Here is a 15496-nt window from a genome sequence, read left to right on the forward strand (position 1 = left end):
TTCACGCGGGAACACGAGGCCATTGGCATTTGTGATCGATTTCCCTATGTGGAACCTTGATTTGGATATTCGACAAAGGACATGGGCGTGACAGCTACATTCGATAAAGTTGCCGACATCATCGCTGAGACCAGCGAAATCGATCGCGAGACGATCACGCCGGAAAGCCACACGATCGATGACCTGGGCATCGATAGCCTGGACTTCCTGGATATCGTGTTCGCCATCGACAAGGAATTCGGGATCAAGATTCCGCTGGAACAGTGGACCCAGGAAGTCAACGAAGGCAAGGTTTCGACCGAAGAGTACTTCGTTCTGAAGAACCTGTGTGCCAAGATCGACGAGCTGAAGGCGGCCAAGGGCTGATCGTCACCGATCATCCCGGGCCGGCAAACTCATGCTGCTCGAATATTTCCAGATGATCGACCGCGTCGAAGCGGTCGATCTTGGGGCCAAAGTGTTGAAGGCGCGGTCTGTCGTGCCTTCCAAAAGCCCTGTCTTCGAAGGCCATTTTCCCGGAATGCCGCTGGTGCCGGGCGTGCTCCTGATCGAGACCATGGCGCAGGCCTCCGGTTTCCTGGTGCTTGCCGCTACCGATTTCGCCGCCATGCCGTTCCTGATGTCGGTCGACGGCGCCAAGATGCGCGCCTTTGTGGAGCCCGACGCGGTTCTCGACATCGAGGCGTTTCTGGAGCATGAGGGGTCCGGTTACGCGGTGACCAAGGCAAAGATCACGTGTAACGGCAAGAAGGTCTGCGACGCACAGCTCAAACTGCGCACCATGCCGTTCAGCGAAATCCCGCTGGCGCCGGTCATCCGCAAGCGCGCGGAAGAGGTCGGCCTGATGGATGCGATTGCCGCAAGCGCATAAAAGCCTGCCCGTTCAACCGGTGGGTCAAAGAGGACATTATGAAGTCTGACAACGATGTCGTGATCACTGGTATCGGGATCGTCACCAGCCAGGGCGTGGGCAAGGAGCCGCATATCGCGCTCCTGTCGTCGCCGGAAGCGGGTGCCCCGAAAGTCGAGATCGATCGTTTCGCGCCGTATCCGGTGCATCCGATGCCCGAAATCGACTGGTCTGCGCAGATCGCCAAGCGTGGCGACCAGCGCCAGATGGAGAACTGGCAGCGGCTCGGCGTGTTTTCCGCAGGCCTTGCGCTCGACGACGCGGGCCTGAAGACGGATGCGGAAGCCTGCGCTTCCATGGACATGATCGTGGCCGCCGGCGGCGGCGAGCGCGACATCAAGGTCGATTCGCTGATCGTCGACGAAGCGCTGAAGCGCAACGACCGCGAAATGCTGCTCAACGAGAAGCTGACGACCGAGCTTCGCCCGACGCTGTTTCTGGCGCAGCTTTCCAACCTGGTCGCCGGCAATATCTCGATCGTCCACAAGGTCACCGGTTCGTCGCGCACCTTCATGGGCGAAGAGGCGGCCGGCATTTCCGCCGTCGAGACCGCCTTCCACCGCATCAAGGCCGGCCAATCTACCCACAGTCTGGTCGGCGGCGCCTTCGTCGCCGAACGCGCCGACATCATCCTTCTTGTCGAGGGTATTCGTGCGCATGCGACGGGCGGCTGGCATCCGCTCTGGTCGCGCTCGGCCGACAATGGCGGCGGCATGATCATGGGCACCGTCGGGGCCTTCCTGGTGCTCGAATCGCGCGCCCATGCGCAGGCGCGGGGCGCCCATATCTACGCTGTCATCGATGCGATCGAAGGCGATCGCGGCAATCGTGACGAGGGCCGCCTCGAAAAACGTCTCGCCCGTCTCGCTGGCCATGCCTCGGGCCGTTCCAAGGCCGATACGGTCGTGTTTTCAGGTGCAAGCGGCGTCGTCGATCTCACGACGCGGGAGAAAACGCTGCTGGAGACCGAATTCCCGGGCGCTGCGATCCGCGGATTTGGCGGCGTCACCGGCCATGGCATGGAAGCGCAATTCCCCTTGGGTCTGGCCCTTGCGGCATTGACCTTGGATGGCGCGGCAAAAGTTCCCACATTCGATGCCCAGAACGAAAAGCCGATGACGGCGCCTGCCAAACACGCAGTGGTGACGACGGTCGGTTATACGCGCGGCGAGGGCCTTGCAGTCCTCTCGGCCGCGTAAAGGAGATTTTGATGAGCGACAACCGCTTCAAGGATCATCTCGGCCGTCCGATCATCGCGATCACCGGCATGGGCGTCATTACCTCGCTCGGCCAGGGCCTTGCCGACAACTGGGCGGCGCTGACCTCCGGCACCTCCGGCATCCACAAGGTGACCCGTTTCCCGACCGCGGGCCTTTCCACCCGGATCAGCGGCACGGTGGATTTCATCGCCGTTCCGGCCGAAAACTCTGTCGAACGCTCCTTCGCCTTTGCCCGCGAGACGACGGTCGAAGCGCTTGCGCAGTCGGGCCTTTCCGGCGATTTCGACGGGCCGCTCTTTCTTGCCGCCCCTCCGGTCGAGCCGGAATGGAGCGATCGTTTCGCGCTTGCCGACCGCGCCCCGCCGTCGAAGGCCGAGGGCGACGCCTATGACCGTTTCCTCGCCGCCATGCGCGAACGTCCCGACCCGGTCTTCCTCGAAGCCGTGCAGTTCGGCTCGATCTCCGAACGCCTTGCCGACAAGTTCGGCACGCGCGGCCTGCCCGTGACCCTCTCGACGGCCTGTGCCTCCGGTGTCACCGCCATCCAGCTCGGTGTCGAAGCGATCCGTCAGGGCCGCACCGATCGCTCGCTGGTGGTTGCGACCGACGGTTCGGTCAGCGCCGAAGCACTGATCCGCTTTTCGCTCCTCTCCGCACTCTCCACTCAGAATGATCCGCCGGAAAAGGCGTCAAAGCCGTTCAGCAAGGACCGCGACGGGTTCGTCATCGCCGAAGGCGCGGCGACGCTGGTGCTCGAATCGCTCGAATCGGCCATCGCCCGCGGCGCCAAGGTGCTCGGCATCATGAAGGGCTGCGGCGAAAAGGCCGACCATTTCCACCGCACCCGTTCCTCGCCGGACGGCGGCCCGGCGATTGCGACGATCCGCGCGGCGCTGGCAGACGCCGGCATGGACGAGGGCAGCATCGGCTATATCAACGCGCACGGCACCTCGACGCCGGAGAACGACAAGATGGAATATGGCGCGATGCTCGCCGTCTTCGGCGATCGGCTGAAGGAAATCCCGGTTTCCTCCAACAAGTCGATGATCGGCCATACGCTGACAGCGGCCGGCGCCGTCGAGGCCGTCTTCTCCATCCAGACGATGCTGACCGGTACGCTGCCGCCGACCATCAACTACACCAACCCCGATCCGACGATCGTGCTCGACGTGGTGCCGAACAAGAAGCGGGATGGGCAGCCGAAGGCGGTGCTTTCCAACTCATTCGGCTTCGGCGGACAGAACGCCAGCCTTGTCATGACGCTGGAACCAGCTTAGAGACCGTCGCCAATCACGTTTGACGAATTGGGACGCCTCCGGGCGAAGGAAGACCTATTATGCGCGCTCTGCAACTGATCGATGACCGGAAGCTCGAAGCGGTGGACATTCCCGAGCCGGAAGCCCCCGGCCCGGGCGAGGTAACGCTGCGGGTCAAAGCCGTCGCGCTCAACCATATCGACGTCTGGGGCTGGCGCGGCATGGCGTTCGCCAAGCGCAAGATGCCGCTGACGATCGGAGCGGAAGCCTCCGGCGTCGTTGAGGCGATCGGGCCGGGCGTTTCGAACGTCCTGCCGGGCCAGCTCGTATCGATCTACGGCGCGCGCACCTGCGGCCTCTGCAAGCCCTGCCGCGAGAAGCGCGACAACCTTTGCGAACACGTTTCCGGCGTGCACGGTTTCCATCTTGACGGTTTTGCCCAAGAAAAGGCCAACCTGCCTGCTCGCCTGCTCGTGCCTGCACCTCCGGGTGTCGATGCGGTCGCCGCAGCGCTTGCTCCAGTCACCTTCGGCACCGTCGAGCACATGCTGTTCGACAATGCCAAGCTGCAGCCGGGCGAAACCATCCTGGTTCACGCAGGCGGTTCGGGCATCGGCACGGCGGCCATCCAGCTCGCCAAGAAGATCGGCTGCACGGTGATCACCACGGTCGGCTCGGACGACAAGATCGAACGCGCCAAGGCGCTCGGCGCCGATCACGTCATCAACTACCGCACCGACCGGTTTGAAGGCGTCGTGCGCAAGCTCACCAAGAAGAAGGGCGTCGACGTCGTCTTCGAGCATGTCGGCAAGGACACCTGGGCCGGCTCGATGCTGTGCATGAAGCGCGGCGGCCGCCTCGTCACCTGCGGCTCCACATCAGGCGTTTCGACCGACATGAACCTGATGATGCTCTTCCAGCAGCAGCTGAAGCTGTTCGGCTCGTTCGGCTGCCGCATGGAGAACATGGCGAATGCCATGCAGAAGATGGCTCAGGGCATCGTTCATCCGGTGATCGACACGGAAGTCACCTTCGCCGAGATCGACAAGGCGCTGGAGCGGATGGAAACTCGCCAGGTGTTCGGCAAAATCGTGCTCCGGATGGACTGAGGCATCCGCTTTGAAGATGTTCCTTACCCGGATCGCTCTGGCGCTACTCCACTTCCAGCAATGGCTGGTGGCGCAGAGCGCGTTCGGGCTCTTGAATTTCCTGAAGATTTTTCCGGCGGATCCGGGCATCCGGTTCGCCGACCGGATGGCGCGGCGCATCGGGCCAAAGCTCGGCCGCCACAAGCTGATGCTTGTCAATCTGCGCAACGCCTATCCGGAAAAGACCGACGAGGAACTTGAGCAGATCGCCATAGCGAGCTGGGGCCATATGGGCCGGCTCGCCGCCGAATACGTGTTCCTCGACCGGCTGTTCGATTTCGATCCGGAACAGGAGAAGCCGGGCAGGGTGGAAGTCTCCGGTATTCCGATCTTCGCCGATCTTCGTGACAATCCGCGTCCGTTCATCGTCTTCACGGCCCATACAGGCAATTTCGAACTGCTGCCGGTCGCCGGCAATGCCTTCGGCCTCGAAGTGACGGTTCTCTTCCGGCCGCCGAACAATCCCTATATCGCCGACAAGGTGTTCGCCTTCCGTAGCGCCCGCATGGGCCAGCTGGTGCCATCGCATGCGGGCTCGTCCTTTGCCCTGGCACGCAAGCTCGAAACGGGCGGCGGCGTCGGCGTTCTGGTGGATCAGAAATTCCGCAAGGGCCTCAAGACCAGCTTTTTCGGGCAGCCCGTCCAGACGAGCCCATTGCTTGCAAAGCTGGTTCGGCAGTTCGATGCGGAAGTTTATCCGGCCCGCTGCATTCGGCTGCCGGGCAACCGCTTCCGGCTCGAGATCGAACCGAAGGTCGAACTGCCGCGGGACGCCAGCGGCAAACTCGATCTCCAGGCGACCGGCCAGCTGCTCAACGACAAGGTGGAAAGCTGGGTTCGCGAATATCCCGAACAGTGGCTCTGGTACCACGACCGGTGGCATATCAAGCGCTATCTCTAAGCAGATTTTGAGATTTTTCTGACCGCATTACTGCAATTTTACTTTAAGTCACCGGCTATAAATCGGGTCTGCTTTTGAGGAATAAATTAATCTGAATCGCATTGGATATTGGAGGCGCCGATCTTGAGGAACGATCGGCGATAATCTCCGGCACGAGGGGGAGGGCATTTTGGAAGCGTTGATCGATCTGTTTTGGTCAAAATATGCCGATCTACGGCAGGCCGTCGAGCGCAATGACGATAACGCAACCACTTCGCTCGATCGTGAACTCGATCCGCTTCTGCTCGCGGTCTTTTCGAGCCAGAGCAAGGATCCGGCCAGCATCCAGGCGCAATTCCGCTTCGCACTCGACCTTCTCAACGAAGAAGCCGATGACCGCGGCTGCGTCCGCCGCAACGGTCATTTGCTGCAGATGCTTGTGGAACGCTACGTCGTTCAGGAGACCGGTCTGTCGGCCAATCGCCGTCCGGAGCCGGAATCGCTCGATCATGGTGTGATCGCCGATGCGACGGCAGACGGTTTTCTCGACGACGCTCTGCTCAATCGGATTTCCGACCGTATCGTGGTGATCGCGCCCGGATATCGGATCTTCTACTCCAACGAGACCAACGCACGCCGTCTTGATCTCGATCGCGACGCGCTGATCGGCCGGCATTTTGCTGAATTCGTCGGCCTTCACCGTTTCAAGAACGATTTCAAGCCGAACCTGGATCGCTGCTTTGCGGGCGAGAGCATATCATTGACTTACGCGGATCAGACCGACGGCCAGACGGTCGTCGTCCGTTGCCGCATGTCTCCCTGTGTTTCTGGCTCTTCACAACTGATCGGCGCGCTCCTGGTCATGCAGGAAACAGCCGACCGCCGCCGGCGCCCCGCTGCCTGACCTTTACTTGTCGGACCAGATGGCCAGCTCGTAGCCCTCCGGATCGGCGAAATGGAAACGCCGGCCCCCGGGGAACGAGAAGATCGGCTTGACGATCCGGCCACCGGCTTTGCCGACCCGCTCAAGGGCATTTTCCAGGTCGTCCGCGAAAAGAATGACGAGTGGGCCGCCTTTGGCTGTTACGTCCGTCGACTTCGCAAAACCGCCCGTCAGCCTTCCGTCCTGAAACTCGCAGTAGTCCGGTCCATAGTCCGTGAAAGTCCAGCCGAAGGCCGAGCCGTAAAAAGCCTTGGCGGCTTCGACGTCCTTCACGTTGAACTCGATATAGTCGATCTTGCGATCCGCTCCCTTGGTTCCCATCGGGCCCTCCTATTTGGTTTCTTCCAGCAGATTTTTCAGCGCCCTGAGATCCTTCCGCACATGGGCGGCATCCGCCTCGAAAGCCGAGTTGTCGAGGTCCGGGCGCTGCAACAGCGTGAACATGATTTCCGATCCATCACCGTTCGCCACGACGCGCAACGGGTTCTCGACCACGAGACCGTTTTCCATCGTCACCGTGTGGTCGAGGATGCCGAATGGATTGTCGGGCGAGAACCGCACGCGCACCAGGCCGACCGGTCCGCCGTCGCCGATCCAGTGGTCACCGTCACGGGTAAGCCCGGCGGCAAGGCCGGATGCCCAGAGCGGCATGTTTTCAGGCTGGCTCGCGAAGGCGTAGACGTGCTGCCAAGGTCTCTCGATGCCGATATGAATTATACGGGCGGGCAGGGTGGTCATGGTAGCCTCCTCAGTTTCCCCTCGGTCTATCCGAAGAGAAACGACGGTTCTTGAACAAAACGGACAATCAGCTGCAGATCTGTCTGCGGATTTCCCAAGGTGTAAAGGTCGTCAGCTCCTTCACATCGCGCGTCATGTGCGCCTGATCAGCGTAACCGGCCTCAAGCGCGAGAATGGCGAGATTTCCGGATGCGGGCTGGTGGACCATGCGAAGAAGCCGCTGCAAACGGAGAATGCGCTCGAGCGTTTTCGGCCCATATCCGAAGTGATCGTGGCTCTGGCGGCGCAAGGTGCGTTCGCCGAATGCCAGCGTTGCCGACGAGCCATGCAGCACGCCGCTGCCGAGCTCATCGAAGAGCATTCCCATCGCGTTTTGGGGCTCGGCGGCCAGTGATGCCTCTCCTGCCGCCCAAGCCTCGAACAGCCGCCGCCTTACGATTGGGCAGTTTGCTTCGGCAAGCCGCTCCTCTACCGTCCGAACGTCGTCCCGGAGATCGCGGAGCGGCACGGCGCGTCCAACCAGCTCACTCAACGGGACGTCAAGCCAGCGCAGGGCGGCACCCGCCCTGAAGCGCAGACCGAGGATGGTTTCACCGGGGGCGAGGGCAGGGAAGGCGGCGGTGCGGTCAGGGCCAATCACCATCAATTGACCGCCAACCCAGATCAGGTCCGAGCAGCCGTCCGGCACGACGGCAATCTGACCCTCGAATTCCTGCGGCAGGCGGTGCGACCAGACACGGAAAAACAGCCTCGAAAGCGTCCCGTGCGCCGGTCGCTCTCGGTAAGTGCCGGCGCGCATTGCCAGTATCGGCGTATCTTTGCGCGTATCATTGGCCGTATTCATACCTCCTTGTGGCATCCGAATTTGGCAGCCGCAAGACGCCGTCCGCCGCGGAGAAAACAGGTCGCTGCGTCGCCGCGACGAAGACAGAGTGTCATGGAAATTTAATCGTTTAGCGTCGCCATCGCCTTGCCGTTTCCCTATATGAATGCGACAACACCCTCGAATCTCAATATGGAGGCACATCCGTGGAACAGGCAGAAATCGGCCTTATCGGGCTCGGCGTCATGGGCTCTAACCTCTCGCTCAACATTGCCGAAAAAGGCAATAAGATCGCCGTCTTCAACCGATCTCCGGAAGCGACCCGCAAGTTCTACGCCGAAGCCGGCGAACTGCAGGGCCAGCTTGTCCCCTGCGAGACACTCGAAGAATTCGTCGCCGCCATCCGCCCGCCGCGGCCGATCATCATCATGATCAAGGCCGGCGATCCGGTCGATCAGCAGATGGAGCTTCTGAAGCCTTATCTTTCGGCCGGCGACATCATGATCGATGCCGGCAACGCGAATTTCCGCGACACGATGCGCCGCTTCGACAATCTGAAGGACAGCGGCCTGACCTTCATCGGCATGGGCGTTTCCGGCGGTGAAGAAGGTGCGCGCCACGGCCCGTCGATCATGGTCGGCGGCACCGAGGAAAGCTGGAAGCGCGTCGAGAAGGTGCTGACCTCGATCTCCGCCAAGTTCAACAATGAGCCCTGCGTCGCCTGGCTCGGTGAAAACGGCGCTGGCCATTTCGTCAAGACCATCCATAACGGCATCGAATATGCCGACATGCAGATGATCGCCGAAATCTACGGCATCCTGCGGGACGGCCTCGGCATGAGCGCCTCCGAAATCGGCGACGTGTTCGGCAAGTGGAACGAGGGCCGCCTGAACTCCTACCTGATCGAGATCAGCCAGACGGTGCTGAAGGCAGCCGATCCGATTACCGGAAAGCCGATGGTCGACATCATCGTCGATGCCGCCGGCCAGAAGGGCACCGGCAAGTGGTCGGTCATCGAAGCCCAGAACATGGGCGTTGCTGCGACCGCCATCGAGGCTGCCGTCGCCGGCCGTGTCCTCTCGTCCCAGAGAACGGAACGCCTAGCTGCCGAAAAGATTTTTGGCCTCCCGAAGGTCGCGGAAGCGCCGAAGGATAAGGCTGCCTTCATCGCCGACCTCGAAAGCGCACTGCTCGCCGCCAAGATCGCCGCCTATGCGCAGGGTTTCGCCGTGATGTCGGCAGCGTCCGCCGAATATAACTGGAAGCTGCCGATGCCGACGATCGCCAAGATCTGGCGCGCCGGCTGCATCATCCGCTCGGCCTTCCTCGACGAGATCACCTCGGCCTTTACCAAGGATCCGCATGTCGCCAACCTGATCGTCACGCCGGCCTTTGCGCAGATGGTCAAGGATACCGACGCTCCGTTGCGTCGCGTCGTTTCTTACGCCGCTCTCTCCGGCCTGCCGGTTCCGGCGCTCGCCTCGGCGCTCTCCTATTTCGACGCCTATCGTCGCGGCCGTGGCACGGCGAACCTCATCCAGGCTCAGCGCGACTTCTTCGGGGCCCATGGCTTCGACCGCCTCGACGGCGTCGACAAGCATCACGGCCCGTGGGGCAGCGGCCTTAGCGAATTTGCCTGATCATTAATCCACGCAACGCAAAACGCCCGCCAATCCGGCGGGCGTTTTGCGTTTCAGTCCTTCGGCGCCATCTTCGACCAGACGGGCTTTGCGACACTCTGTAGCAGTTCCGGGCCGACGCCGTCGATGCGCGCCATCAGGGCCTTGGCGAGTTCGCGCCCGGCCTGGCGAACATCCTCGCTGACCGTATAGATCTCCGGGCGAATCCAGTTGAGGAAGTCGGCCGACTGTTTCGATACCATGTCGACGTCGTGGCCCAGTTTCTTGCCGGCGGCTTCGAGCCCGGCCACCAGTGCGATCGTCGCCGATCCACTGATCGAAATGATGCCATCCGGCGGCTCGGCCGCGCGCATCATCCGTTCCGCGTAGGCGCGTGTTTCTTCAAGCGGCGTCTCGCTGGTCACCCGGCCCATCGGCACTTCGGTTGCACCGAAATCGGCAAGCCCGCGTTCGAAGCCCACGCGACTGTGGACGTAGAACGAGAAGCGGCTTCCCGGCGACAGGAACGCAATCCTCCGACGGCCTTTCCCTACCAATTTCTGAACGGCCTTATAGGCGTAAGCCTCGTTGTCGTAGTCGTGATAGGGATGGACGATCCCCATGTCGGTGCGGCCGTGGGTGACGAAGGGCAGATTCCGCTCCGTCATCAGCCGCACCCGCGCGTCGTCGGGCTCGATACGCGAGATGATCACCCCGTCCGCCGAGCCGGTGTCGAGGATATAGCGTACCGGCACCATCGGGTCCTTCTGAAAGGAATGCGGCGTCACCACGAGGTGATATTGCGTGCCGCCCAGCACTTCGGAAATGCCGTGCACCATCTGGCTGGTGAAGCCCATCAGCTCCTCGTCGATGCTGAGCACGAGGGCGATGACGTTGGTCTTGCCGGTTCTGAGGCGCACTCCGGCGCGGTTCGGTTGATAGCCGAGCTGGTTGGCAACAAGGCGGACGCGTTCTTTGGTGTCGGCGCCGATATCCGGCGCATCTTTCAACGCACGTGAAACGGTGGTGATGCCGAGGCCCGTCATATAGGCGATTGTTTTCAAGGTAGGACGTTCACGGACCGCCGTCTGCGTTCCGCCCGTCCTAGATCTTCCGCTGTCATCCATGATTTGCCGTCGCTGCCCGAGTCAGGTGGCCACTATAAAGGGCCCAAGCTTGCCTGGAAACGTCGCGACACCTCCCTGTCCTCCAACACGAAAATTATAACTGAAACGATACAGGTAAAATGTCGAGAGGAATTTTGCCCAATACAGGAACCACCTTCCTCTGAGTTGCACAACGCAGATGCGAAATAAATTTTTGCAGGCGCGAAAGGTAGGCTGCCTGATATCGGCGAATTGACGCCTGTTACGTGGCTGTTCGTCCCCTTGAAGAACAAATTCGCTGACCGTCGAAATACGGTGGTATCTTCTTCAGGTTGCATTCTCTGCGCCAACAAATTTTTTCCGACAAAACCGGTTGCGCGATATCCGGGATTGCCCTACGTTTTTACGGCAACGTTTCAGTGAGGGAGGAGACTCATGAATATTCGTTCTATGGCGGCTGTTCTTGCCGCAACCGTGATGCTGCCGCTTGGTGCGGCTCACGCCACCGATCTCGAAGTCACCCATTGGTGGACGTCCGGGGGCGAGGCTGCCGCTGTCGCGGAACTCGCCAAGGCTTTCAACGCGACCGGCAACAAATGGGTTGACGGCGCGATTGCAGGTTCCGGCGGTACCGCCCGTCCGATCATGATCAGCCGTATCACCGGCGGCGATCCGATGGCGGCCACCCAGTTCAACCACGGCCGCCAGGCCGAGGAACTGGTCCAGGCCGGCCTGATGCGCGACTTCACCGATCTCGCCAAGAAGGAAGGTTGGGACAAGATCGTCCGCCCTGCGGGCCTGCTGAAATCCTGCACTTTCGAAGGCAAGATCTATTGCGTGCCGCTCAACATCCATTCCTGGCAATGGCTGTGGCTTTCCAACGACGCCTTCAAGAAGGCGGGCGTTGCGGTTCCGAAGAACTGGGACGAATATGTCGCAGCGGCTCCGGCGCTTGAAAAGGCAGGCATCGTACCGCTCGCAGTCGGCGGTCAGGCCTGGCAGTCGACCGGTCTGTTTAGCGTGCTGACGGTCGCGATCGGCGGCAAGGAGATCTACCAGAAGGTCTATGGCGACAAGGACGCAAAGGTTGCGGCTGGTCCGGAAATGGCCAAGGTCTTCAAGGCAGCCGACGACGCCCGCAAGATGTCGAAGGGCACCAACGTCCAGGATTGGAACCAGGCGACCAATATGGTCATCACCGGCAAGGCCGGCGGTCAGATCATGGGTGACTGGGCGCAGGGCGAATTCCAGCTGGCCGGCAAAAAAGCCGGTGTCGACTATACCTGCTTGCCGGGCCTCGGCGTGAACGAGATCATCTCGACCGCCGGTGACGCCTTCTACTTCCCGGTCCTCAAGGATGCGGCGAAGACGAAAGCGCAGGAAGTACTTGCCTCGACGCTTCTCGATGCCAAGACGCAGGTTGCCTTCAACCTCAAGAAGGGCTCGCTGCCGGTGCGTGGCGACGTCGATCTTGCGGCCGCCAACGACTGCATGAAGAAGGGCCTCGAGATCCTTGCCAAGGGCAATGTCGTCACCAGCACCGACCAGCTCATCACGCAGGATACGCAGAAGCAGCTGGAAGACCTGATGTCGCAGTTCTTCGCCAATACCTCGATCACTGCCGAGGAAGCCCAGAAGCGCTTCGTGGCTATTTTCTCCAAGGCCGGTTGATCCGACAGACAGCGATCCAACAGCCGGCACCGCGTCCGAAAGGGGCGGGGCCGGTGGTGGCTCGCTTCCAGCAGCCTTTGCCATCCAGAGGAGTTGACCATGGCGGCGCACACTCAGCCCGGCCGACCCAACCAATTATTCCGCAATCTCAATTCGAAGATTGCCTCGATCCCGATGATGCTGACGGCCGTGGTGATCTTCCTCGGCGGCACGATCTGGACCGTCGTTTATTCCTTCACAAATTCCAAGCTCCTGCCACGCCTGTCCTTCGTCGGCCTGGAACAGTACGAGCGGCTCTGGGATACGCCGCGCTGGATCGTCTCGATCCAGAATCTGGCGACCTACGGGTGCCTGTCGCTGATTTTCAGCCTGACCATCGGCTTCCTGCTGGCCGCGTTGATGGACCAGAAGATCCGGTTCGAAAACACGTTCCGGACGATTTTCCTCTATCCGTTCGCGCTGTCCTTCATCGTCACCGGCCTTGTCTGGCAGTGGATCCTCAATCCTGAATTCGGCGTCCAATCTGTCATCCGCTCGCTTGGCTGGACGAGCTTCACCTTCGACCCGCTCTACAATTCCGATATCGTCATCTACGGCATCCTGATCGCTGCACTCTGGCAGGGGACGGGGCTTGTCATGTGCCTGATGCTTGCGGGGCTTCGCGGCATCGACGAGGACATCTGGAAGGCCGCACGCGTCGACGGCATCCCCATGTGGAAGACCTACCTCTTCATCATCATCCCGATGATGAGGCCGGTCTTCGTCACTACCCTGGTCATCATCGCCAGCGGCATCGTCAGGATCTACGACCTTGTCGTGGCGCAGACGAGCGGCGGACCCGGCATCGCCTCCGACGTGCCTGCCAAATACGTCTACGACTACATGTTCTTCGCCCAGAACCTCGGCCAGGGCTTTGCCGCATCCACGATGATGCTGCTCGCCGTCGCCATCATCATCGTTCCCTGGGCCTATCTCGAATTCGGAGGACGCAAGCGTGGATAAATCACTCACGATGCCCATTTCTGGGGCCGCCATCTCCGGGCCGGCCGGTTCCCGGCTGGAAGCCGGTCCGCAGGGAAAACGCCCCCGCAAGGTTCTCTCGTCGCGCAACGTCATCGTCTATGGCGCGCTGGGCCTCGCGGCACTTTATTACCTCCTGCCTCTCTATGTGATGGTCGTCACGTCGCTGAAGGGCATGCCCGAAATTCGTCTCGGCAATATCTTCTCGCCGCCGATGGAGATCACCTTCGAGCCCTGGGTGAAGGCCTGGGCGCAGGCCTGCACGGGCTTGAACTGCGACGGTCTTTCGCGCGGCTTCTGGAACTCGGTTCGGATCACCGTGCCATCGGTGATCGTGTCGATCGCGATCGCCTCGGTGAACGGCTACGCGCTCGCCAACTGGCGGTTCAAGGGTTCGGAGATCTTTTTCACGATCCTGATCGTCGGCGCCTTCATCCCCTATCAGGTGATGATCTATCCGATCGTCATCGTGCTGCGCGAAATGGGCCTCTACGGCACGCTCTACGGTCTCATTCTGGTGCATTCGATCTTCGGCATGCCGATCCAGACGCTGCTGTTCCGCAACTATTTCGTCTCGCTGCCGGAAGAACTTTTCAAGGCGGCGCGCATCGACGGGGCAGGGTTCTGGCAGATCTATTTGCGGATCATGCTGCCCATGTCGCTGCCGATCTTCGTCGTCTCGATGATCCTGCAGACCACCGGCATCTGGAACGACTTCCTGTTCGGCGTGGTGTTCACCCGTCCGGATACCTATCCGATGACCGTACAGCTCAATAACATCGTCAATTCAGTTCAGGGCGTGAAGGAATACAACGTCAACATGGCGGCGACGCTGCTGACGGGTGCGGTTCCGCTGATCGTCTATTTCGTTTCCGGCCGGCTTTTCGTCCGCGGCATCGCGGCCGGCGCAGTCAAAGGATAAGCCTGATGCTCAACAATGTTTCCACGCGCACTCAGAGCAGCGTTTCCATCCGAGAACTGTCGCTGTCCTTCGGCTCGGTCAAGGTGCTGGAAAACCTTAACCTCGACATCCATGACGGCGAGTTCCTGGTCCTGCTCGGCTCGTCGGGCTGCGGCAAGTCCACGCTGCTGAACTGCATCGCCGGACTTCTGGAGCCGACCGAGGGCCAGATATTCATCAAGGACAAGAACGTCACCTGGGAAGAGCCCAAGGACCGCGGCATCGGCATGGTGTTCCAGTCCTACGCGCTCTATCCGCAGATGACGGTTGAGAAGAACCTCTCGTTCGGCCTGCGCGTTGCCAAGGTTCCGAGGGACGAGATCGACCGCCGCGTGGCACGCGCTTCCGGCATTCTGCAGATCGAGCCGCTCTTGAAGCGCAAGCCCTCGGAACTCTCCGGCGGCCAGCGCCAGCGCGTCGCGATCGGCCGGGCGCTGGTGCGCGATGTCGACGTCTTCCTGTTCGACGAGCCGTTGTCGAACCTCGACGCAAAACTGCGCTCCGAACTGCGCGTCGAGATCAAGCGGCTGCATCAGGCGCTCAAGAACACGATGATCTACGTCACCCACGACCAGATCGAGGCGCTGACGCTTGCCGACCGTATCGCCATCATGAAGAGCGGCGTCATTCAGCAGCTCGACGATCCGGTAACGATCTACAACCGGCCCAGGAACCGTTTCGTCGCCGGCTTCATCGGTTCCCCGTCGATGAATTTTCTGAAAGGAGAACTGGCGGAGGAGGGCGATCATACCGTCTTCAAGACCAATGGCGTCAGTTTCTCCTTGGATGGCTATGATGCCTCCGAACCGCTGAAACCCGGACGCCAGGTCATCCTCGGCGCCCGTCCGGAGCATATCAAGGTGGATGGCGATATCACCGGCGGCGAAATCCATGAGGCGGTGGTCGATATCGAGGAGCCGATGGGCGCCGACAACCTGCTATGGCTGAAACATGCCGGCCACGTGATGTCTGTTCGCATCGGCGGCGCACGGCGTTACGCCGTCGGCGCCAAGGTGCGCCTCGCCTTCGACATGAGCATGGCTTCTCTGTTCGACGCGGGAACGGAAGAGCGGATATGATGTTTGCGTGCAGCCAGTTGCAGATGGGCCGATTGCCCTTGGGGCAATTGTCGTCGCGGCAGGTAATACCCCCCTCTGTCCTGCCGGACATCTCCCCCACAAGGGGGGAGATCGACTCGCTG

16 protein-coding genes are annotated in these 15496 nt (G+C 61.1%); 12 read left to right on the forward strand and 4 right to left on the reverse strand.

Features of this window, described 5'->3' with window-relative positions; translation table 11 throughout:
- Positions 1 to 81 precede the first annotated feature (81 nt).
- The 7 genes from AC1DLT_RS14600 to AC1DLT_RS14630 all read left to right on the forward strand — a co-directional run bounded on the left by AC1DLT_RS14600 (position 82) and on the right by AC1DLT_RS14630 (position 6318).
- Positions 82 to 366 (forward strand): acyl carrier protein, encoded by a 285-nt coding sequence (locus AC1DLT_RS14600; RefSeq protein WP_092662234.1) that lies wholly within the window; start codon positions 82 to 84, stop codon positions 364 to 366.
- A gap of 31 nt (positions 367 to 397) precedes the next feature.
- Positions 398 to 871, forward strand: coding sequence for a 3-hydroxyacyl-ACP dehydratase FabZ family protein (locus tag AC1DLT_RS14605; RefSeq protein WP_037082199.1), 474 nt, complete (start codon positions 398 to 400; stop codon positions 869 to 871).
- A gap of 38 nt (positions 872 to 909) precedes the next feature.
- On the forward strand, positions 910 to 2109 hold the full coding sequence (locus AC1DLT_RS14610) for a beta-ketoacyl-ACP synthase (RefSeq protein ID WP_477487193.1): 1200 nt from the start codon (positions 910 to 912) through the stop codon (positions 2107 to 2109).
- A gap of 11 nt (positions 2110 to 2120) precedes the next feature.
- Positions 2121 to 3407: a beta-ketoacyl-ACP synthase gene (locus tag AC1DLT_RS14615; protein WP_477487194.1), complete on the forward strand. Its 1287-nt coding sequence runs from the start codon at positions 2121 to 2123 to the stop codon at positions 3405 to 3407.
- Between the two features lie 59 nt (positions 3408 to 3466).
- A complete protein-coding gene (locus AC1DLT_RS14620) occupies positions 3467 to 4495 on the forward strand; it encodes a zinc-binding dehydrogenase (protein WP_007760295.1) in 1029 nt (342 codons plus the stop codon).
- 10 nt (positions 4496 to 4505) lie between these two features.
- Positions 4506 to 5435, forward strand: a complete 930-nt coding sequence (locus tag AC1DLT_RS14625; RefSeq protein WP_477487195.1) for a lipid A biosynthesis lauroyl acyltransferase — start codon at positions 4506 to 4508, stop codon at positions 5433 to 5435.
- Positions 5436 to 5604: 169 nt separating this feature from the next.
- Entirely contained in the window at positions 5605 to 6318 is a 714-nt protein-coding gene (locus tag AC1DLT_RS14630; protein ID WP_038543262.1) for a PAS domain-containing protein, read from the forward strand.
- A gap of 3 nt (positions 6319 to 6321) precedes the next feature.
- Here the strand turns inward: AC1DLT_RS14630 and AC1DLT_RS14635 are convergent, their stop codons facing one another.
- The 3 genes from AC1DLT_RS14635 to AC1DLT_RS14645 form a co-directional block, all read right to left on the reverse strand.
- Entirely contained in the window at positions 6322 to 6678 is a 357-nt protein-coding gene (locus AC1DLT_RS14635) for a VOC family protein (RefSeq protein ID WP_477487196.1), read from the reverse strand.
- Positions 6679 to 6687: 9 nt separating this feature from the next.
- Complete coding sequence (locus AC1DLT_RS14640) at positions 6688 to 7095, reverse strand: SRPBCC family protein (protein ID WP_477487197.1); 408 nt, start codon at positions 7093 to 7095, stop codon at positions 6688 to 6690.
- Positions 7096 to 7162: 67 nt separating this feature from the next.
- Entirely contained in the window at positions 7163 to 7894 is a 732-nt protein-coding gene (locus tag AC1DLT_RS14645) for a helix-turn-helix domain-containing protein (protein WP_477487198.1), read from the reverse strand.
- 230 nt (positions 7895 to 8124) lie between these two features.
- On the opposite strand from AC1DLT_RS14645, the gene gndA reads away from it, so the two are divergent.
- Complete coding sequence (gndA, locus tag AC1DLT_RS14650) at positions 8125 to 9558, forward strand: NADP-dependent phosphogluconate dehydrogenase (RefSeq protein WP_477487199.1); 1434 nt, start codon at positions 8125 to 8127, stop codon at positions 9556 to 9558.
- Positions 9559 to 9611: 53 nt separating this feature from the next.
- On the opposite strand, the gene AC1DLT_RS14655 is transcribed toward gndA, so the two are convergent.
- Complete coding sequence (locus AC1DLT_RS14655; protein ID WP_477487200.1) at positions 9612 to 10664, reverse strand: LacI family transcriptional regulator; 1053 nt, start codon at positions 10662 to 10664, stop codon at positions 9612 to 9614.
- Positions 10665 to 11078: 414 nt separating this feature from the next.
- Between AC1DLT_RS14655 and AC1DLT_RS14660 the strand changes: the two genes are divergently transcribed.
- The 4 genes from AC1DLT_RS14660 (at position 11079) to AC1DLT_RS14675 (ending at position 15374) form a co-directional block, all read left to right on the forward strand.
- A complete protein-coding gene (locus AC1DLT_RS14660) occupies positions 11079 to 12314 on the forward strand; it encodes an ABC transporter substrate-binding protein (RefSeq protein WP_477487201.1) in 1236 nt (411 codons plus the stop codon).
- A gap of 99 nt (positions 12315 to 12413) precedes the next feature.
- Positions 12414 to 13316 (forward strand): carbohydrate ABC transporter permease, encoded by a 903-nt coding sequence (locus AC1DLT_RS14665; protein WP_477487202.1) that lies wholly within the window; start codon positions 12414 to 12416, stop codon positions 13314 to 13316.
- A gap of 10 nt (positions 13317 to 13326) precedes the next feature.
- Positions 13327 to 14256 (forward strand): carbohydrate ABC transporter permease, encoded by a 930-nt coding sequence (locus AC1DLT_RS14670; RefSeq protein WP_247034574.1) that lies wholly within the window; start codon positions 13327 to 13329, stop codon positions 14254 to 14256.
- A 5-nt stretch (positions 14257 to 14261) separates the two neighbouring features.
- Complete coding sequence (locus AC1DLT_RS14675; RefSeq protein ID WP_247034561.1) at positions 14262 to 15374, forward strand: ABC transporter ATP-binding protein; 1113 nt, start codon at positions 14262 to 14264, stop codon at positions 15372 to 15374.
- Positions 15375 to 15496: the final 122 nt, after the last annotated feature.

Source organism: Neorhizobium sp. 05N33 (assembly GCF_056397445.1).